The organism is Pseudoalteromonas fuliginea, from assembly GCF_000690055.1.
Classification (GTDB): domain Bacteria; phylum Pseudomonadota; class Gammaproteobacteria; order Enterobacterales; family Alteromonadaceae; genus Pseudoalteromonas; species Pseudoalteromonas fuliginea.
Genome location: NZ_JJNZ01000027.1, coordinates 1 through 19,436, shown reverse-complemented (window position 1 = coordinate 19,436; position 19,436 = coordinate 1). Strand labels below are relative to the sequence as shown.

The following is a 19,436-nucleotide window of genomic DNA, read 5'->3' as shown; positions in this document are numbered from 1 at the left end:
ACACCGACCTACAATTAGTAGTTATAGTTTTGTTTCAAGCTCTGCGACCATCACCATGATTTTTTCTATTTTGCCATTTCGATAAAGCTCAAACTCTATTTCTTTCCCTGGTTCTGTATTGCCTATTTTTTCAAGTACTTTTTGCGGGTTTGCTACGGAAAGCCCTGCAATTTTAATAACGATATCTTGTTCTTCAATACCTGCTTGCCAAGCTGGGCCTAAGGGATCTAAGTTCGTAATTCGCATACCTGAAACAGGAGTTAGGCTATCGTTAACTTCTTTACCTGTGCTGTCTACTGCGGTGCCTTCAAAACCAAGGTAGCCTCTAACTACACGACCATGTCGAATCAATTTTCCCATCACTTTTTTAGCAAGTGAATACGGCACAGCAAAAAATATTCCCTGTATGTTTAAATTTTCACGCGTTTTAAATTGGGCTGAAGTGATACCAACTAAATCACCGTTAGAATTGACTAATGCGCCACCTGAATTCCCTACATTAATAGCGGCATCCATTTGTAATAAGTTATTATAAGGGCTGTCTGTAATTTTTTGCTTACCAGTAGCGCTAATAATACCTTGGGTAATTGTCTGTCCTAAATTAAGTGGGTTACCTATGGCTAGTACTACATCACCTACACTCGACGTATAGCTATCGCTTATAGGAATAACGGGAAGGTGGTCTGCGTTTATTTTAAGTAATGCAAGATCAGTAATCGTATCAAAGCCGATTAGTTGGACATCAAAAAAGCGCCTGCCGTCTGTCAGAATAACCATAATTTGATCTGCATTATTCACTACATGATAGTTAGTAAGAATGTAGCCATCTTGCGACATAATCACACCAGAGCCTAATTCTTGTACGGTATTTTGTCTTTTATAACGAGGCTCTTTCGAAATGCTCTCAGAAAAAATAGTCACAACGGAGGGAGCTGCACGTTTAACAGCATCTGAGAAACTTAAATGGCTAGTACTCATTGCACTCGCAAGAGGTACGTTCGGTAATAGAGAAGCTCGCATATTAGGGCTGAAAAAAACCACTAAAAAAGCAATGCTAAGCCCTGCAAATAATGGCGGGAGAATAAATTTTATTAGTTTCAGCACGGGATTCTTATTATAAGGAAGTAATTTCTTTATGATGGCATAAAAAAAATAACAGCGGCAAGTGCCGCTGTTACTTTTATTTCATTTATAGCAATATTTATTACTGAATTAAGATAAATATAGATTCACGGCCACGTTTCACGCCAAGCACTATATTGCCTTTTGTGTCATCGATGATCTTATTCATATCACGAATTGTTTCTACGCGTTGACGGTTTACCTGCATTATAATGTCACCCTCTTCAAGACCAACACGGGCAGAAGGTGAACGAGGATCTACAGAGGTAACTTCAATACCTTTATTACTATTTTTTTGCACGTTTTCAAGCTCGGCACCTTGAAAAGCAGGGTGTAGCTCTTCGCCTGTCGCTGTAACACCTGATGCACCATCGAGTGTAACTTTAACTGTTTTAATTTTTCCGTCACGATAAATGCCGAGCTTGATTTCTCTACCTTCACCCAAGGTTGCTATTTTGCTTCGTAATTCATGGAAGCCGCTAATATCACCGCCATTAATACTTACAATAACATCACCGGCTTTGATTCCTGCTTTACTTGCTGCGGTGTCATCCATTACTTGCATAACGTAGGCACCTTGTTTAACGTCAAGTTGCTGTGCTTTAGCTAGGCCTGCATCAAGTGGGCGCCCAGAAATACCAAGTGAGCCACGACGTACTTCACCGTGTTCAATAATTTGATCTACTAGGTTTTTCATCATGTTAGACGGGATAGCAAAACCAATACCAACATTACCGCCTGAAGCCCCTAAAATAGCAGTGTTAATACCTATTAATTCACCATTTAAGTTAACTAAAGCACCGCCTGAGTTACCTTGGTTAATCGCTGCGTCGGTTTGAATGAAATCTTCGTAGCCTTCAATGTTTAAACCACTGCGACCAAGTGCACTCACAATCCCTGATGTAACAGTGTGGCTAAGGCCAAACGGATTACCGATAGCAACGGCAAAGTCACCCACGCGCAAATTATCTGAGTTTGCTAGTTTTACTTCAGTTAAATCATCAGCGTCGATTTGTAAAAGCGCAATGTCGGATTCTTTATCAGTCCCAATTTTAATCGCTTCAAACTCGCGGCCGTCTTCAAGAGTAACAACCATTTTTTCGGCATCTTGAATCACATGGTTATTAGTTACTACATAACCTTCATCAGCATTAATAATAACGCCAGAGCCTAAACCGCTAAATTGACGTTTTTGGCTTCGGGGCTGTTGCTGTCCGAAAAAGTATTCAAGTGGATCCGCACGGCGACGCACTTCTTTTGAGCCTGAAACTTGAATGCTTACAACGCCTGGAGTAATTTTTTCGAGCATTGGGGCAAGTGTTGGTAACTGCTGGCCATTTACGGCAACCGGTATTTTTGCATAAGACGCTACCGGGCTTAATAAAAGGCTAGTAGAAAGAATAGCTGCGCTGATAAGTGATAATTTCATTTTCATAGTCTGGGTTTACTCCACTTCGAGAAAAGCAAAAAATTGAAAAGGGCTGCATCAGCAGCCCTTTTTAATTTATCAGTAAGATAAAACAACAAAGCTGTTATATCTAAAGACTATGGGGTTAAAAAAAAGTTCATCAAGATGCTTTAGAATGTTCTGAAACTTTATTTTGTCCTGCAAATAAACCTGATTCGCCTGAAACATAATCAGCAGGTTGTGCTTTTGCTGATGAGCGATCGCATCGGCGCTCTTTTATCGATGCTTGTAATTGCTCAGTAGTTTCTTTTGAAAAGAAAGGTTCAGCTGGTGTTTGCTTCCGATCCTCTAGCAGCAGTTGATTGGTTTCTTCAACATGGCTAAGTAGTTGATCGTAATTCTCTTTCATTTTATTTACAAGCTTGCCTGTACTCGCTAAATGATCGGCTACATCTTGACGATATTGCTCTAACGCATTTTTAGCTTGCTCTGCCTGTTTTTCCAGCTCATCTTGTTTAAATTGTTTTTTAGTGACAAATGCACCAATAAAAAAAGCTATAACAGCAACAATAACAATTAAACCTACCCACGTGACTGTGCCCATAAATCTACCCCTTTGGGAAAATAACTAACGAATGCTTGATTCAATTATAAATCATACTAAGTGTAATATACCCCGAGTAATGATGCGTGTTAATATGCTTTGCAAATTAAACTGCATTTTAACTGTAAATAGATATGACTCCTTGGCAAACATACCAACAAGATTTGAAGCGAGATGACTTTGTACATGATGCAGCACAAGAAAATGCAGTGCGCCATTTACAGCGTTTATATGACGATTTAACCCAGAACAAAATAAAATCAAAAAGCTTTTTTGCCAAGCTTTTTAATAAAGATGAGCCAGCGCCCATAAAAGGTTTATATTTCTGGGGAGGAGTAGGGCGTGGTAAAACTTATTTAGTTGATACTTTTTATGAAGCCTTACCAGGCACGCGGAAGATGCGCGTACATTTTCATCGTTTTATGCATCGCGTACACGATGAACTTAAAAAGCTAAACAATACTGTAAACCCATTAGAAAAAGTCGCGGATATTTTAAAAGCTGAAACAGACATAATTTGCTTTGATGAATTTTTTGTTCAAGACATTACAGATGCCATGCTGTTAGGCGGTTTAATGGAGGCATTATTTGCACGCGGTATTGTACTTGTTGCAACGTCAAATATAGTACCTGATGATCTTTATAGAAACGGTTTACAACGTGCGCGTTTTGTACCAGCTATTGAGTTGGTTAAACTCAATACAGAAATAGTAAATGTAGACTCAGGTGTCGATTACCGATTACGTACGCTAGAACAAGCCGAAATTTTTCATAGCCCGCTTGACGAACAAGCAGATAAAAACCTATTTGATTACTTCGATAAACTTTCCTCAGAGCCTGGCCAATTAGATGAGCCTATAGAGATAGAAGGGCGTTTAATCAAAACGCGCAAAGTAGCTAAATGTGTTGTGATGTTTGAGTTTAGTGAATTGTGCGAAACAGCGCGAAGCCAAGTCGATTACATGGAGATTAGTCGCCTATACAATACGGTTATTATTTCTAACGTGAAACAGCTTGGGCAAACTAACGATGATGCTGCAAGACGCTTTATTGCTTTAGTTGATGAATTTTATGAGCGCCACGTAACTTTAATAATTTCAGCTGAGAAGCCGATCACCGACCTTTATACTCAAGGTAACCTTAATTTTGAATTTAAGCGTTGTATAAGCCGTTTGCAAGAAATGCAGTCTTTAGAGTATTTAGCTAAAGAGCATTTAGTTTAAAGTAAGTAGGCAAATGTGTAATAGGCCAACGCTTAAAAATAAGAGGTACATATATAGTACTTCTTATTTCTAAAATTTCTTGTGGAAAAAACAACCGGCGAGTAGCAATGTGTTTTAAGTGCTGGTATACTCCCGCGTCTGCCACGTTGCGTTCTATGCCATCATATAGTCTAGCCACTTGTGAGCGGCGCAAAAGTCTAAAACTCGAAGGGGTTGTAGCAAACTTAGAGCAGTAGTTAATATTAACTACTTGTGGTTTTAATTGAAAAACATTGGATTTTTATAAATGAAAACGTTTGTTGCTAAACCAGAAACAGTAAAACGTGACTGGTACGTAGTTGACGCTGAAGGTAAAACTTTAGGTCGCATCGCTACTGAAATCGCTCATCGCCTACGCGGTAAGCATAAAGTTGAATATACACCGCACGTAGATACTGGTGATTATATCATCGTTATCAACGCTGAAAAAGTTACTGTAACTGGTAACAAATTCAAAAACAAAGTGTACTATTCACACTCTGGTTTTCCAGGTGGTCTTAAGTCTACTACTTTTGATAAACTTCAAGCTGCAAAGCCTGAAATGATCATCGAGAAGGCTGTTAAGGGCATGTTGCCACGTGGTCCTTTAGGCCGCGCTATGTACCGTAAACTTAAAGTTTACACAGGTACTGAGCACAACCATGCTGCACAACAGCCTCAGGTTCTAGACATTTAAGGAGCACCATCATGGCAAATCAATACTACGGTACAGGTCGTCGTAAAAGTTCAAGTGCTCGCGTATTCTTACGCCCAGGCACTGGTAACATCGTAATCAACAAGCGCTCTTTAGAAGAGTACTTTGGTCGCGAAACAGCACGCATGGTTGTTCATCAAGCTCTTGAGCTAGTTGATATGACTGAAAAATTTGATCTTTTCATCACCGTTTCTGGTGGTGGTACAACTGGTCAAGCTGGTGCTATCCGTCACGGTATTACTCGTGCACTTATGGAGTTTGACGAGTCATTACGTCCACAACTTCGTAAAGCAGGTTTCGTTACTCGTGATGCACGTAAAGTTGAACGTAAGAAAGTGGGTCTTAAGAAAGCGCGTAAGCGTCCACAGTTCTCAAAACGTTAATCTATACGTTATCAAAAATTCAAAACCCAGCTTATGCTGGGTTTTTTGTTTTTAAAAATAGTAATTCCAACAATGAAAGATATGCCTAAATTGACTCGTTATCGTGCCTAGGCTTAATAATTACAGTTACTTGTATTGATCAAACTCCTCAATAACAGCGTATTTAATAAACGAAAGTTAAAAAATACTCAGATAGCTGCAAAAAAGTTAAATAATTATCGTAATTAGTTTAAATCCATCAGTTAATTGGTGGAATTTTTTGCTACAATTGGCATGGAAGTAAAACGATCGAGTTTTACGACACTACGCACCGTTTTAGAGTTTTTGCTTAGTGACGTTGATCTTGGTCAGTACATAGTTTTTACAGAAACGGTATTATGACTATTCGGCCCTATACTCAAACTGGCTTACCGAACCCTAGGTGAAGTTAGGTGTGTTAGAGCATGAGGCTGTGAATAACCTTGTTTTAATCAAGGGTTTTAATTATGATCGTTTCTATTTTAAAAATTTCGAATAATTAACCTGCTGTAACTGATGTTCTCAATATAGCAAGTGTTGAGAATCGTAAGTGGAGATAAGTGGATGAGCAATGCGCCTGTAGACAATGGCCGACGTCGCTTTTTAACCATAGCTACCTCTGTTGTTGGTGGTGTTGGTGCGGCTGGGGCTGCTGTTCCTTTTATTGCGTCTTGGAATCCAAGTGAGCGAGCTAAATCTGCGGGTGCGCCTGTGGAAGTAGATATCAGCAAACTTGAGCCGGGACAATTAATACGTGTCGAGTGGCGTGGTAAACCTGTATGGGTTGTATCACGTACCCCAAAAATGCTTGAGCAGATGAAAGAACATGAAGGTCAACTTCGTGATCCACAATCGCAAGAGCCACAACAATTAGAATCATCAACAAATGATTACCGTTCATTACGCCCAGAAATATTTTTGGCTGTAGGTATTTGTACGCATTTAGGGTGTTCTCCTGGCTTTTTACAAGGTAACTTTGGCGAAAAAGTAGAAGGGACTGACGATGGTTTCTACTGCCCATGCCACGGTTCTAAATTTGATATGGCTGGCCGAGTTTTTCAATCGGTACCTGCACCATTAAACTTAGAAATACCACCTTATACTTTTCTAGATGAAACCACTATTTTAGTGGGCGAAGAAAGAGGGGGAGTCTAATGTTTGGTAAGATTATTGGTTGGATAGACGACCGAATCCCAATGACACGTGTTTGGAATATGCACATTGCACAGTATCCAGCACCTAAAAACTTTAACTTCTGGTACTTTTTTGGCTCACTAGCCATGCTGGTACTAGTAAACCAAATTCTTACCGGTATTTGGTTAACGATGAACTTTGTGCCATCTGCTGAGGGCGCATTCGCCTCGGTTGAATACATCATGCGTGATGTAGAATATGGCTGGTTATTGCGTTACTTGCACTCAACAGGTGCTTCAGCGTTTTTCATCGTTGTATATATGCATATGTTCCGTGGCATGATCTACGGTTCTTACCAAAAGCCACGTGAATTACTGTGGTTATTCGGTATGTTTATTTTCTTGGCATTAATGGCTGAAGCGTTCATGGGGTACTTATTACCTTGGGGTCAAATGTCATTTTGGGGTGCGCAGGTAATCATTTCTCTATTCGGTGCAATTCCGGTTATTGGTGATGACTTAACACTTTGGATCCGTGGCGACTACGTAATATCGGGTGCAACGCTTAACCGCTTCTTTGCATTACATGTAATTGCACTCCCACTGGTTATCGTAATCTTAGTTTTCTTACACATTGTTGCATTGCATGAAGTGGGTTCAAATAACCCCGAAGGTATTGAAATTAAGCGTAAGAAAGGCTCTGTAGCTGAAGAAGATAAACCTAAATTTAAATTTCATGAGTATTACACTGACAAAAAAGATATTGTTGATGCAATACCGTTCCACCCTTACTACACAGTTAAAGATATTGTTGGTGTGGTTGGTTTCTTAATATTGTTCTGTTGGGTTGTGTTTTTTATGCCTGCGATGAATGGCTTCTTTTTAGAAGGTCCAAACTTCGAAGCAGCTAACCCTCTTAAAACACCTGAGCACATTTTCCCAGTTTGGTACTTTACGCCATTCTATGCAATCTTACGCGCAATCCCTGATAAGCTTATCGGTGTTGCAGCAATGGGTGCATCGATTGTAGTACTTGCGTTACTACCTTGGGTAGACCGTGGTAGAGTTAAATCGGTTCGTTACCGTTGTGGTTTCCATAAATGGAACATTGCAGGTTTTGTTGTTACTTTCGTTCTTTTAGGTTGGGTGGGTGCAACTCCACAAACAGACCTTAAGACGATAATTTCTCAAATCTGTACTGTGACTTACTTTATGTTCTTCGTACTGTTGTTTGTATACAGTAAGAACGAAAAAACTAAGCCATTGCCAGAGAGGTTAACGAAATGATGAAAAAGCTTATTATTGGTTTATTTGCTTTATCAGTAAACTTGTTGCCGAACATGGTTATGGCAGCGGGTCCATCGGTTCCTTTAATGGAAGCGAATAACGACCTTACTGATCAACCATCTTTACAGCGCGGTGCAAAGTTGTTCATGAACTACTGTCTTGGTTGTCACCAAATGCAGTATCAACGTTATGAACGTACTTTTCGCGATATTGGTATCCCAACAGAGGTTGGTTTAGAACAATTGATTTTTGACGGTTCTAAAGTCGGTAGCCATATTACTAACGCGATTACAAAAGATGATGCAGCAAAATGGTTTGGTGCGGCTCCGCCGGATTTAACGCTAATTGCTCGTGTAAAATCACCAGATTATATTTACACGTACTTAAAATCGTTTTATAAAGATGAATCTCGCCCGTTTGGTGTAAATAACATTGTTTTCCCATCTGTTGGTATGCCTCATGTTCTTCAAGAGCTGCAAGGTTTGCCAACGCCAATTACTGAAGAAGTAGAAGAGCATGGTCACACTGTGACTAAAGTTATTGCTACTGAAACAGATGGTACGGGTGAACTAAGCGTAGATGAATACGACCAAGCAGCTCGTGATTTAACGAACTTCCTTGAGTACGTGGGTGAACCTTCACGTCTTGAGTCGGAAGCATTAGGTATTAAGGTAATCGGATTTTTAATTATCCTGTTTATCTTGGCATTTATGCTTAAGAAAGAATACTGGAGAGATGTTCATTAAGTTTGAACATATTTAAAGGTAATTTTGCAATAGGGGCTTAAGCCCCTATTGCTGTTTTAGTGATTTAATGGAGGTAGGCATGGCCGTAGCTGCCAATAAGCGCCCTGTAATGACCCTTTTTTCTGGGGCTAACTGTATGTATAGCCACCAAGTACGAATTGTACTTGCGGAAAAAGGTGTAAGTGTAGATATTCATTTGGCTGAAAAAGATAACCTGCCAGAAGCACTTCACGAAATTAACCCTTACGGTACAGTGCCAACACTGATTGACCGTGAGCTTGGTTTATATCAGGCAAATATCATCATGGAATACCTTGATGAACGTTTTCCTCATCCTCCACTAATGCCTGTATACCCGGTAATGCGTGGCCGTAGCCGTTTAATGATGCACCGTATTGATACAGATTGGTACAGCCTAGCTGAAAAAATCATCAATAACGCATCTGATGCAGCTCAAGCTCGTAAAGAGTTAACAGAAGCATTACTAGCTGTAGCACCTATCTTTAGTGAAGCTCCTTACTTTATGAGTGAAGAGTTTAGCTTAGTGGATTGTTACTTAGCTCCACTACTGTGGCGTTTACCAGAGTTTGGTATTGAGCTTAATGGTGCTGGTTCTAAAGAGCTTAAAGAATACATGATCCGTTTATTTGAACGTGAGTCATTCCAAGCTTCTTTAACTGAAGCTGAGCGTGAGATTCGTTTATAATGACGCCTAATCGTCCTTATTTATTACGTGCTTTTTTTGATTGGATAGTTGATAACGAATGCACGCCACATCTAGTGGTAGACGCTGGGTTTGCTAATGTACAAGTGCCTACACAGTTTGTTCAAGACGGACAAATTGTTTTAAACATAAGTCCATCAGCAGTCACACAGTTTTCGTTAGACCTAACCCAACTTAGCTTTAACGCGCGCTTTGGTGGTCAGCCAATGCAAGTGTATGTGCCCTTAGGTGCAGTGCTGGCAATATATGCACGTGAAAATGGTGAAGGTACGGTCTTTACAGCAGACGAGTTTTTAGGGGACGAAGACGACTTTGCTCCAGAGCTTGAAAGTGTTGACTCATCAGCTGAATTTATTGATGAAGCACCACCAGAAAAGCCTGAAAAGAAAAAAGGCTCTCATTTACGTGTTATTAAATAATACATAAATGCCAAAAAAAACCGCTTATTAAGCGGTTTTTTTTATGCCTGATACAAAAGCGAGCCGGTGTATGTAATTAGGCTATCTATCATTTTACAACTACATATATTCAAAAACTTTTATTACGCGTTCAACGCCAGATACATTACGTGCAATGTTTACTGCTTGATTAGATTCAGACTCAGAGACTAATCCCATTAAAAATACTTCACCGTTCTCAGTAACTACCTTAATATTATTGCTACTAATATTCTTTGCAGTGAGTAGCTGCGCTTTTACTTTTGAGGTTAACCATGAGTCGTGGGTTTGTGTGGTGATACCAATATTTGATCCAATACGGATTTGATTATGAATTTTACGAATACCAGCAACGTCTTCAATTGTACGTTGAGCTTCACCTTTCATTTCTTGATTTGCGACTTGACCAACTAATAAAACGATACCGTTTACGCTTACTGCATTGATATTAGCAAATTTCTCAAGGCGCTCTACCTCACTCAAGGCAATGCTGGCTTTTATCTCAATATTGTTATCATCAATTTGTGAGCCAATAGTGCGGCGATCGTTCGCTGCTGTTACTGCACTAGCTGTACCTGCAACAATAGCGGCCGCACAGCCTTGCAATAATACAACAGTACTTAAAACAATAAGGGAGCGTTTAAACATAGTTTTCATCCTGTGGAAAGAGGGTTAAATCAACAAGTTCGCTTAAACAGTGTAAGTTAACTAAATGCGATTCGATAATACGGCTAGGGCGCTTAGAAGGGGTTCTTATTTCAACGTCATTAGGGCCAAGTAAGCCAACTAATTCCCCTCCATCATCACCGACCATCACGATTACTTTCATATCTTTAGTAAGTGCAGCCTCTACAGCAGAAATAATATGTTTTTCGTTACCGTTTATAGCAAGTGCAAGAAGTAAATCTCCTTGCTGGGCAAAAGCACGAACTTGTCGCGCAAATGTATCGTGATCATCGCCTTGGTTATTTTGACCTAAATTTATATTTTCTTGAGACAAAGCTATCGCGGGGAGACACGGCCGCTCAGTTTCATAATGGTTAACAAGTACACCCGCAATATGTTGGGCTAGCATATGGCAATTTGCAGTGCCGCAACAAATGAGTTTATTACCGTTTATCAAGCTTTGTGCAATGGTAAATGCTGCTGATTCAAGTGCACTGGGTAATACTTCACCTGCAGCGATTTGTACTTGAATGCTCTCTGTAAAAATTTCTTTAATTGTATCTTGCATAGCCTACCAATAATTTATACTTAATCTTTATATGAACTTAAGCCTATATTGCCTAAGTATTTAAAATACGTTTTTAAGCCAGTTAATTTTGGGAGATGATTCTCCTGTAATGGCTACATAATCAATTCTAAGCGCTTCATTTGTTAAGTTTTTAGCGGCTAAGTAATGATAAATACTGCGTTTTAGTCTTGCCTGCTTCTGCGGGCTTAATGCATAATTAGCGCCGCCGCGCGCATTGTTTTTACGAAATTTAACTTCTACAAAAACAAGGGTGTCACCTTCTTTCATAATGACATCAAGCTCACCAAAGGGGCAGTAATAATTACGCTCAATGGGGGTTAATCCCTGAGATACCAAATATTTTTGCGCTTGGAGCTCATAATATTGACCTTTTTCACGGCTATTTTGCCACAGCTCTTTAAACCACGACATGTCGCCCCCTTTAATTACTTGTTTGTATTGTATTTGCTGATTGCATAAATAGTGGTATTGGGCGCTGCGTTTTTAACTGCACCGGTTTTATACGACGATTAGAATACTGCGCCCAATTTAATGTTCGCTCTATGTGCCCACTGCTGTTTATAGATAACTTACCGCTTAAACCACTAAATTCGTTGCCAGGCACAATACTTAGTTGCCTTATTTCTGGAAGTACTAATATTGCATCATACGCCATAGCAAATAAACGCTGGCTTATATCAACTTGTTCAGGCCATAAAGTGTCATATTGTGCTCGCAAGGTATGTAGTTTAACTTGTGAGTTAAGCATCCATGGGAGCTCAGTAAAATATAGTCCTTCTAGATCACCTTTATCTGTACGGTCAATTTGTTTGCTATGACTTTTAGAGCTGGCATAAAGTGGGATACGATCAGCAAATGTACTTACATTTACATCAAGGTAAGGTTTAATTAAACGGGTTTCTATTGCATCACCTAAAATGTAAATAACATCTATGTCACTACGCGATCGCGTTTCGTTCTCTACTTCTTGTTTAAAAAGTGCTTTTACAGTTTTTATACGCTCTTTAGACTTATCAACTTCTAGTAAGCTGGTAATTGTATTAGGCATGTCTTTTTTATCATTATACAGGCCAATCTGAGGTTTGGTTTCACTGTAGCGTTGCCACTGTAAATTAAAGTAGTCAATTAAACGTTGGCCATTTACATTATTAGGTGCAAGCAACATTGGTTTTTGGTAGCCCATGGCTAAAAAGTGTTCTAAAGCTTGCTCTACTTCGTGTTCAGGACTCAGCGCAAAGAAGTAATGCTGCAATGAAATACGCTCACCATCAAAGGTATTTAAATGCAGAGCCGGTATATTTATCAAGGTGTTAGCTGCTGTAAGTTTATCAATATTGGCTTTTAACAAAGGCCCAACAACAAAGTCGGGGTTTATTTCCTCAATTTTAGCTGCAAGTTCTTCAGTGTTTAGGTTTTCATCTAGAAACAGAGTTTCACTAATGTTTTGTTTATCAAGCGCAGCTAGAACACCGGCTTTGAGTGCATCGCCTAATCGCTCATTTGGCCCTGATTGTGGGAGCAGTATAACTAAACGTTCTATATTTATAGGGGAAAACTCTGTAAACAATTCATCTTGTTTAGGTAATACCGTTACCGCTGGGTGTCCAACATAGCGGCGTCGCCAGTTATTGATTGCTTGATCTAACTCAACACCGCTGCTTGTATATACTTGATGATATAAGGCAAGGTTAGCCCAACCTTGTTGAATTACTGAACCTCGGTTAAAGCGCTCTAATGCATAAGATGACAGTTTTTTTAAGTTATCCCACAAGTTTTGATTAAGCTGTGGGATCTCAATATTATTTTTAGCTGCTGTCTCAGATGCCCTAAAGAAATAAGGGGCCGCTTTTTTAGGAAAATTTTGTGATGCGTAAATACTGGCAGTTAAAAACTGATGCCATGCAAAGTGCTCGGGTTGGGTTAGTTGCCCGTCTAGCGATTGTAGAATAACCAAGGCTTGAGCATTTTTATTCTGTTGTTTTTGCGCAAACGCAATATAAAGACGGTTTTGAATTTGATCAACACTGGCTGTTAATTCAAGGTCGCTACCTATTTTTTCTAGTAGCGGCCAGTTTTGCTCTGTAATAGCTGCATCTCTTGCGCTATACAACAATTGTATTTTATCAGCCCCTTGACGATTTTGAGCCAATTGATAGATAGATTGTGCGCTGGTAGCTTGATTTTTTAATACATTTGCACTGTTACTGAAGTTATCACTGTTTTTAGTTGGTTTTTCGGTTGTGCTGCACGCCGATAACCCTGACAATATAATTAATAGACTAACTAGTTTAAGTCGCACAATGATTTCCCAATACGTTAACGCGATTTGCTTATATTACTGACTGACGCAGGAGACCTCAATGTTAAATGAGGAGAATTCACAGAAAATTGGCACTCTTTACATTGTAGCCACCCCAATTGGCAATTATGACGACTTAAGTCAGCGTGCAATCGCGACATTATCGCAGGTTGACTTAATAGCTGCTGAAGATACTCGCCATACCGGCAAGCTACTTAGCCACTTTGGTATCAAGGCTAAAACATTCGCATTACACGACCACAACGAAAAGCAAAAAGCACAACAAATTATTGATCAACTTAATCAAGGTTTAAATATTGCTTTAGTATCTGACGCTGGTACACCACTAATTAGTGATCCAGGCTACGCTGTTGTAAATCTATGTCGCGAACAAGGCGCGCATGTGACACCTATACCTGGTGCGTGTGCTGCTATTACCGCTGTATGTTGTTCAGGCTTACCAACCGACCGCTTTCAGTTTTTAGGCTTTACGCCAGCTAAAAGCAAAGCTCGGCAAGACTTTTTTACCGAAGCTGTTAACTCAGGTATCACCAGCATAATGTACGAAAGTACGCACCGTATTATGGCAAGCCTTGATGATTTAGCACTAGCACTTGGCGACGATCAACACGTTGTTTTTGCTAAAGAGCTAACCAAAACCTTTGAAACATTTTTTAATGGTAGTGTAAGTGAGCTTAAACAGTTTTTAACAGATGATCCTACCAAGCAGCGCGGCGAAATAGTGCTGATGCTTGCGGGCAAACCAAAGCAAATAGACGATGTTCCGCCTGAAGCGCGCAAAATGTTGGCACTTCTTGAGAGTGAAATGCCAATGAAAAAAGCCTGTGGCGTGGTTGCTGAATACTTTGGAATGAAGAAAAACGCTTTATACAAAACAATTATTGAAGAAAAAGAGTAAATTTTACTGCGCTTGGTATTAGCCTCATGTATACTGCGCGCCGAGTCAGCCAAGATGATCGCTGCCTGTGACGAAAATGATCAGGGGGAGGAAAGTCCGGGCTCCATAGGGCAGAGTGCCAGCTAACGGCTGGGGGGCGTGAGCCCACGACAAGTGCAGCAGAGAGGAGACCGCCAACTTCGGTTGGTAAGGGTGAAAGGGTGCGGTAAGAGCGCACCGGGCCGCTAGTAATAGTCGGTTGCAAGGTAAACTCCACTCGGAGCAAGACCAAATAGGGTTCTATCATTTTAAATAATGAACGCGTGGCCCACGTGAGAACCGGGTAGGTTGCTTGAGCCATAGAGCGATTTATGGCCTAGACGAATGATTATCACTTTCTTCGGAAAGGACAAAACCCGGCTTACCGGCTGACTCACTCATTCAACAAAAAAGCCCGCAGTTAACGCTGCGGGCTTTTTTGTGTTTAAATTTTAGGGGAAGTTATTCGTTTTTAGCCGTATGCTCATGGCACTTGGTAGAATTTCAATAAAAAGTAATAATCGGGCTGTGAGAAATTATGATGTATGAAGTCAAGATTTGACCCTGGCGATCTGATGTAGGTTATTGAGCGAGGATATGAAAAAATATAGGTTTAATTTTAAGTTGGTTCATTTCATTGAAAATGAAAGACTTGTTGTGTAGCTTAGCAGTTAGGACTTACCAAGTAAGGTGTTTGGGGTTAATACTGTCCCCTTATTTTCACAAGGAATAAAGATGCATATTAGTAAAATTCGAATTCAGAATTTTAGGTTACTCAAAGATACAACATTAGATTTAGAGGATGAAGAAAATAATGATTTATCGCTTTTGATAGGTAAGAACAATTCTGGAAAAACATCTTTCATAGTTTTATTTGAAAAATTTCTTAAATCTAAAAAGTTCTACTTTGCTGATTTTCCACTTTCACTCCGTCAAGATATCCTTAAACTAAGCCATCAAACAGATGTGTACTCGTTAGCGATAAGATTATCATTAGATATAACGTATAATGAAAAAGATAGCTTACATAACCTTTCAGATTTTATTGTAGATCTTGATACGGAATGTAATTTGGCTCGAATCTCGATTGAAGCGACTATTAATAAATCAAAACTCTTAAAAGATCTTGAAGCAGTTATAAATACAAGAGAAGAGTTCATCAAAAAGAATCTTTTCGAATATATTCAGGTTAATTACTATATTTTTGATGATTATAGTGATTTTGAGTCAAAGCATCGCTCTAAATTAATTCAAAAAGAAGCTGCAGATGTCAATAGCTTAATCAATTTGAAAATAATTAAAGCAAATAGAAATGTAACGAGTTCTGATGCAAAACCTCATGAACGGAAAATACTCTCACATTTAACAACTTTGTATTATAACAGTAAAGTCAAAATGTCTCATGATGAACTCGCCGCTATTAATTCATCAATTATTGAAGCAGATAGAGAGCTTAGTGATAATTATAAAACTTTTTTTGAGCCTTTCCTTAAAAATGGTAAGTCTTTTCTGGGCCTCACAGACTTAAACGTTGTTTCGGACTTGCAATCAAAAGAAGTAATGGCAAGTCATTCCAAGATAACGTACGGAAAGGATGATACCGAGTTGCCTGAGCATCAAAATGGTTTAGGGCACATGAATATACTCTATTTACTTCTTAACATAGAAATTGAAAAGCAAGACTTTTTAGAGGCCAATCGAGATATCAACCTTTTATTTATTGAAGAGCCAGAAGCTCATACTCATCCTCAGCTACAATATATATTTATTGATAAAATAAAAGACACTTTAAATGAGATAAAAGGTCTTCAAACTTTCATTTCCACCCATTCTGCTCATATCGTCAAAAAGTGCAATTTTAAGGATATTCGCTACTTTCGGACTCTCAAAAAAGAACTGAATACAGAGGTTCTGAACTTCTACTTAGAGCTACAGAAAATGTATGTAGATGAGTCCAATGATGAAGAAGATAAAATAGAGAAGGAAAACTTTAAGTTTCTTAAACAGTATTTAACAATTGAGTCTTCAGAGTTATTTTTTGCAGAGAAGATCATCTTTATCGAAGGCACTTCTGAAAAAATACTCCTGCCATACTTCATAGACCAATTTGATAAAGAAAGAGTTGGTGATGAAGGAGATATTGCACTTACTTCTCAAAATATTTCGATACTTGAAGTCGGAGCGAATGCTAAAGCATTTAAGCACTTCCTTAATTTCCTTCAAATAAAGACACTTATCATCACAGACCTAGATACTACAAGGTGGAGTGAAAGTAGTTATAAAGCATGTCCCGTTAAAGAAGGGACACATACGAGTAATGCTACTATTAGGCATTACTTTAATTCACCCGAGTTTAAGGAAAAAGACTTTCCTATATGGATGGATAAATTAAAAAAACATCAACACAGAGATCCATCGTCACTGATCAAGGTAGCATATCAAGATACTGAAAATAGTTACCAAGGAAGAAGCTTTGAAGAGTCTTTTGTCAGTGTAAATATGAAAATAATTGGTCGCAATATCGATGACATTAGTGGGCTCAAAAACAAAAAGAGGTTTGAAGAGTGCAAGTCTGATCCTGACAAATTTGTAGATATAATTCTTGATAGTAAGGGAAAGTCTAGTTTTGCTTCATCCATACTCTTCCTTGCTCTTTCAAAAGACAATTTAAAGTGGAACACTCCCTCGTATATCAAGGAGGGATTAAAATGGATAGCCAAATAACACCACAGCAACAAATTCAAAAATGTATAGCTGAAAGCATGAGTTTTGTTTTACAGGGAGGTGCGGGGTCTGGGAAGACTGAAACGCTAAAACATACTCTGCAGTTTCTATCACAAGATTACTCTAAGAATAGGGTTGCGTGTATTACACACACTAACTTGGCAGTTAATGAAATTATTGACCGTGTTGGAGATGGCTATAAAGTGTCCACTATACACTCATTTCTTGCGGCCTTAATTAAGAATCATACAAAAGCGATTCAGCAGGTTATACATGAAATTTTTATAGTTTCTAACGTAGAATTTGAAACTGAGGAAAATTCAGACCTAGCTGGTAATGAACTAAAAAAAGCTAACCATGATAACTACAAGAGGACTTATAAAAAATACGCAAAGCTAAAATATATAGTTAAAGGCGAAACTTCTGCCAAAGAAATAGGTAAAAGAGAATATGATAAAGCTCCTACTGAGCATAATTATGAACTGAATTTAAAAATAGCTGAATTGAATGCTGAAGTCTGTAATGTTATCAAAGATAAAGATCATCGAAATATCAAATACAATGATTCACGCTTTGATAGGTTTAAAGATCTATCATTTGGGCATGACAGTTTACTCAAAGTTGCCGCTCTACTCTTTAAACGTTTCCCAAAACTAGGAAGGATTTTAAGTGATAAGTATGACTTTGTTTTAATTGATGAATATCAAGACACGAATGAAGAAATTATTGAAGTGTTTTTAAAGTACCTTCCAAAAGAAAGAAAAACGACTGTTGGCTTATTTGGTGATTCTATGCAAAGTATTTACTCTGATGGTATTGGAGATGTTCGCGCATACATTGATTCAGATCAGATTGTCGAGATAGCAAAAGAAGATAATTTCAGATGTTCAGAGCAGGTAATTGACTTTGTTAACTACTTGAGAATAGATGCTCTCAACCAAAAACTAGCATTCAAAATTAAACAAGATGGCATCAAAGAAATATTAAAAGATAGGCAAGGACATGTTAGCTTGCTTTATGCTGTCTGGGATAATGTCAAGCCTCACTCTAAGAGCTCCCCTGAAACAAAACAGGCATACCTAGATTTCATCGATAAATTAATAGATTTTGCAGATGGTGAAGAGCGATCCCATAAAAAGTTAATGCTTACAAATAAGTCAATAGCAGGCAAAGTTGGCTTTGCTGGTTTGTACAAAGTGTTTTCTGATAGATATACGGATGTCAAAGATGAGATCGAAAAAGTACTTTCAAGCATTCAAGTGCTTGATCTCGCAGAGTTATGTAATGCCTATAGTGGTTCGGAAAAAAGGTATAACTTTATATTATCTGAACTTAAAAAGTCAGGGTTTGTACTTAAAACCCTGAGAGAAAAAGAGAGGATAGTGGCCGCATTCGAAAAAATAACTAGAGGAAACCTTAGTATAAATAAAACTCTTGAAGTGGCTTTTAAAGAAAATATTCTTGCTAAGTCAGAAGCTCATCTGGCTTATGTTGATCGTAAAGAAGCTTTTTTATCTGAATTGAAAAATGATGAAGAGTATCAACAGCTCAAAATGATTTTCAATGCAGGATCTAATAGCTTAACCAAAATGGTCAAGCAAGTACCTGAATTAACTGAAGAAGCTTTCAATGAGTTCCATAGTAACTTCAAACGAGAAAGGTTTTATCATGATCTGTTCTCTGAAGAGATCAGTTTTAGTGAGATAAACAGATATTACAAATATCTAAATGAGGAGTGTGATTTCATTACAATGCATAAAACTAAAGGCTCAGGTATTGAGAACGTTTTAGTTGTCTTAGATGAGTACTTTTGGAATAAGTACAGTTTTAAGTTCAGTGATGATAGTACAGAAACCTCCAGTGTATTTACACCCCCTAACATGAAGTTGTTTTATGTAGCGTGTTCTCGAACGATAAAAAACCTTACAGTTGTAAAAGTGGTAACAAAGGAAGAAAAGGAGCATCTATTAAAAGTATTTCCTGAATTTGAAGAGGTTCCAATAAATGAATGACGCTATGAATTCAAAATCATTTAATACTGAACTAACGTTAATACATATTAACGTTAGTTGACAAAGGCTTAATATTTCAAGGATACTTTTTATAGTCGTGAGTGAGGGCATTCCGAATTATAAAGCTGCGTTTAGAGGCTGCTATGTAAAAATGCTAAGTAAGTCACTATTAAAAGTAATCCCAGTTAAATTATTTTCTTTCACAAGAGTTTTAAATGCGGCATTACAGTAAATTGATTTACCACCTTGCATGCTCGACTTAAAAATTAGATTTAGATCGGACTTAAAGGCCAGAGATTTTAGACCATCTTCAAATCCATCTAGATAAGCTTTTTCCGTCAAATCTTTATCTTCTTCTTCAAAAATTAGTTGTACTAGCTCAGACTTGATC

At 38.4% G+C, this 19,436-nt stretch carries 19 protein-coding genes and 1 other RNA gene; 12 read left to right on the top strand and 8 right to left on the bottom strand.

What is annotated here, in order from left to right:
* Positions 1-21: 21 nt before the first annotated feature.
* The 3 genes from DC53_RS11165 to DC53_RS11175 form a co-directional block, all read right to left on the bottom strand.
* Complete coding sequence (locus DC53_RS11165; RefSeq protein WP_007378314.1) at positions 22-1,104, bottom strand: trypsin-like peptidase domain-containing protein; 1,083 nt, start codon at positions 1,102-1,104, stop codon at positions 22-24.
* 100 nt (positions 1,105-1,204) lie between these two features.
* Positions 1,205-2,557 carry a Do family serine endopeptidase gene (locus DC53_RS11170; protein ID WP_033029540.1) on the bottom strand — a complete coding sequence of 451 codons (1,353 nt, stop codon included), beginning with the start codon at positions 2,555-2,557 and terminating at the stop codon, positions 1,205-1,207.
* A 133-nt stretch (positions 2,558-2,690) separates the two neighbouring features.
* On the bottom strand, positions 2,691-3,134 hold the full coding sequence (locus DC53_RS11175; RefSeq protein ID WP_008135838.1) for a Z-ring associated ZapG family protein: 444 nt from the start codon (positions 3,132-3,134) through the stop codon (positions 2,691-2,693).
* Between the two features lie 134 nt (positions 3,135-3,268).
* On the opposite strand from DC53_RS11175, the gene zapE reads away from it, so the two are divergent.
* From zapE to DC53_RS11215, 8 genes are all read left to right on the top strand, one after another.
* On the top strand, positions 3,269-4,357 hold the full coding sequence (gene zapE / locus DC53_RS11180) for a cell division protein ZapE (RefSeq protein WP_033029539.1): 1,089 nt from the start codon (positions 3,269-3,271) through the stop codon (positions 4,355-4,357).
* A 286-nt stretch (positions 4,358-4,643) separates the two neighbouring features.
* Positions 4,644-5,072, top strand: coding sequence for a 50S ribosomal protein L13 (rplM, locus tag DC53_RS11185; protein WP_007378318.1), 429 nt, complete (start codon positions 4,644-4,646; stop codon positions 5,070-5,072).
* Between the two features lie 8 nt (positions 5,073-5,080).
* Positions 5,081-5,473 carry a 30S ribosomal protein S9 gene (gene rpsI, locus DC53_RS11190; RefSeq protein ID WP_086007041.1) on the top strand — a complete coding sequence of 131 codons (393 nt, stop codon included), beginning with the start codon at positions 5,081-5,083 and terminating at the stop codon, positions 5,471-5,473.
* Positions 5,474-6,055: 582 nt separating this feature from the next.
* Complete coding sequence (gene petA / locus DC53_RS11195) at positions 6,056-6,646, top strand: ubiquinol-cytochrome c reductase iron-sulfur subunit (protein WP_033029536.1); 591 nt, start codon at positions 6,056-6,058, stop codon at positions 6,644-6,646.
* Complete coding sequence (locus DC53_RS11200) at positions 6,646-7,911, top strand: cytochrome b (protein ID WP_007378320.1); 1,266 nt, start codon at positions 6,646-6,648, stop codon at positions 7,909-7,911. Before petA ends, DC53_RS11200 begins: the two co-directional genes overlap by 1 nt.
* The gene (locus tag DC53_RS11205) at positions 7,908-8,657 is read left to right on the top strand and encodes a cytochrome c1 (RefSeq protein ID WP_008135840.1); all 750 of its coding nucleotides are present in this window, start codon (positions 7,908-7,910) and stop codon (positions 8,655-8,657) included. Before DC53_RS11200 ends, DC53_RS11205 begins: the two co-directional genes overlap by 4 nt.
* A 79-nt stretch (positions 8,658-8,736) precedes the next feature.
* A complete protein-coding gene (gene sspA, locus DC53_RS11210) occupies positions 8,737-9,363 on the top strand; it encodes a stringent starvation protein SspA (RefSeq protein ID WP_007378322.1) in 627 nt (208 codons plus the stop codon).
* On the top strand, positions 9,363-9,800 hold the full coding sequence (locus DC53_RS11215) for a ClpXP protease specificity-enhancing factor (protein WP_007378323.1): 438 nt from the start codon (positions 9,363-9,365) through the stop codon (positions 9,798-9,800). The genes sspA and DC53_RS11215 overlap by 1 nt, the downstream gene beginning before the upstream one ends.
* A 99-nt stretch (positions 9,801-9,899) precedes the next feature.
* On the opposite strand, the gene dolP is transcribed toward DC53_RS11215, so the two are convergent.
* Genes dolP through DC53_RS11235 form a run of 4 tightly spaced genes read right to left on the bottom strand, consistent with a single transcriptional unit; the run spans position 9,900 to position 13,372 of the window.
* Positions 9,900-10,466, bottom strand: a complete 567-nt coding sequence (dolP, locus tag DC53_RS11220) for a division/outer membrane stress-associated lipid-binding lipoprotein (protein ID WP_008134588.1) — start codon at positions 10,464-10,466, stop codon at positions 9,900-9,902.
* Positions 10,459-11,052, bottom strand: a complete 594-nt coding sequence (locus tag DC53_RS11225) for an SIS domain-containing protein (protein ID WP_007379077.1) — start codon at positions 11,050-11,052, stop codon at positions 10,459-10,461. The genes dolP and DC53_RS11225 overlap by 8 nt, the downstream gene beginning before the upstream one ends.
* Positions 11,053-11,112: 60 nt before the next feature.
* Complete coding sequence (locus DC53_RS11230) at positions 11,113-11,484, bottom strand: YraN family protein (protein WP_007379078.1); 372 nt, start codon at positions 11,482-11,484, stop codon at positions 11,113-11,115.
* A 10-nt stretch (positions 11,485-11,494) separates the two neighbouring features.
* Positions 11,495-13,372 (bottom strand): penicillin-binding protein activator, encoded by a 1,878-nt coding sequence (locus tag DC53_RS11235; RefSeq protein WP_033029534.1) that lies wholly within the window; start codon positions 13,370-13,372, stop codon positions 11,495-11,497.
* A 61-nt stretch (positions 13,373-13,433) separates the two neighbouring features.
* Between DC53_RS11235 and rsmI the strand changes: the two genes are divergently transcribed.
* The 4 genes from rsmI to DC53_RS11250 all read left to right on the top strand — a co-directional run bounded on the left by rsmI (position 13,434) and on the right by DC53_RS11250 (position 19,045).
* Complete coding sequence (gene rsmI / locus DC53_RS11240) at positions 13,434-14,291, top strand: 16S rRNA (cytidine(1402)-2'-O)-methyltransferase (RefSeq protein WP_033029532.1); 858 nt, start codon at positions 13,434-13,436, stop codon at positions 14,289-14,291.
* A 41-nt stretch (positions 14,292-14,332) separates the two neighbouring features.
* Positions 14,333-14,710, top strand: an RNA gene (gene rnpB, locus DC53_RS21380) — RNase P RNA component class A.
* Positions 14,711-15,044: 334 nt separating this feature from the next.
* Positions 15,045-17,033 (top strand): ATP-dependent nuclease, encoded by a 1,989-nt coding sequence (locus DC53_RS11245; RefSeq protein ID WP_007378916.1) that lies wholly within the window; start codon positions 15,045-15,047, stop codon positions 17,031-17,033.
* Positions 17,018-19,045, top strand: a complete 2,028-nt coding sequence (locus tag DC53_RS11250; RefSeq protein WP_033029529.1) for a UvrD-helicase domain-containing protein — start codon at positions 17,018-17,020, stop codon at positions 19,043-19,045. The genes DC53_RS11245 and DC53_RS11250 overlap by 16 nt, the downstream gene beginning before the upstream one ends.
* Before the next feature lie 141 nt (positions 19,046-19,186).
* On the opposite strand, the gene DC53_RS22140 is transcribed toward DC53_RS11250, so the two are convergent.
* The coding region (locus DC53_RS22140; RefSeq protein WP_033029527.1) for a hypothetical protein at positions 19,187-19,436 on the bottom strand (250 nt) is incomplete at its 5' end.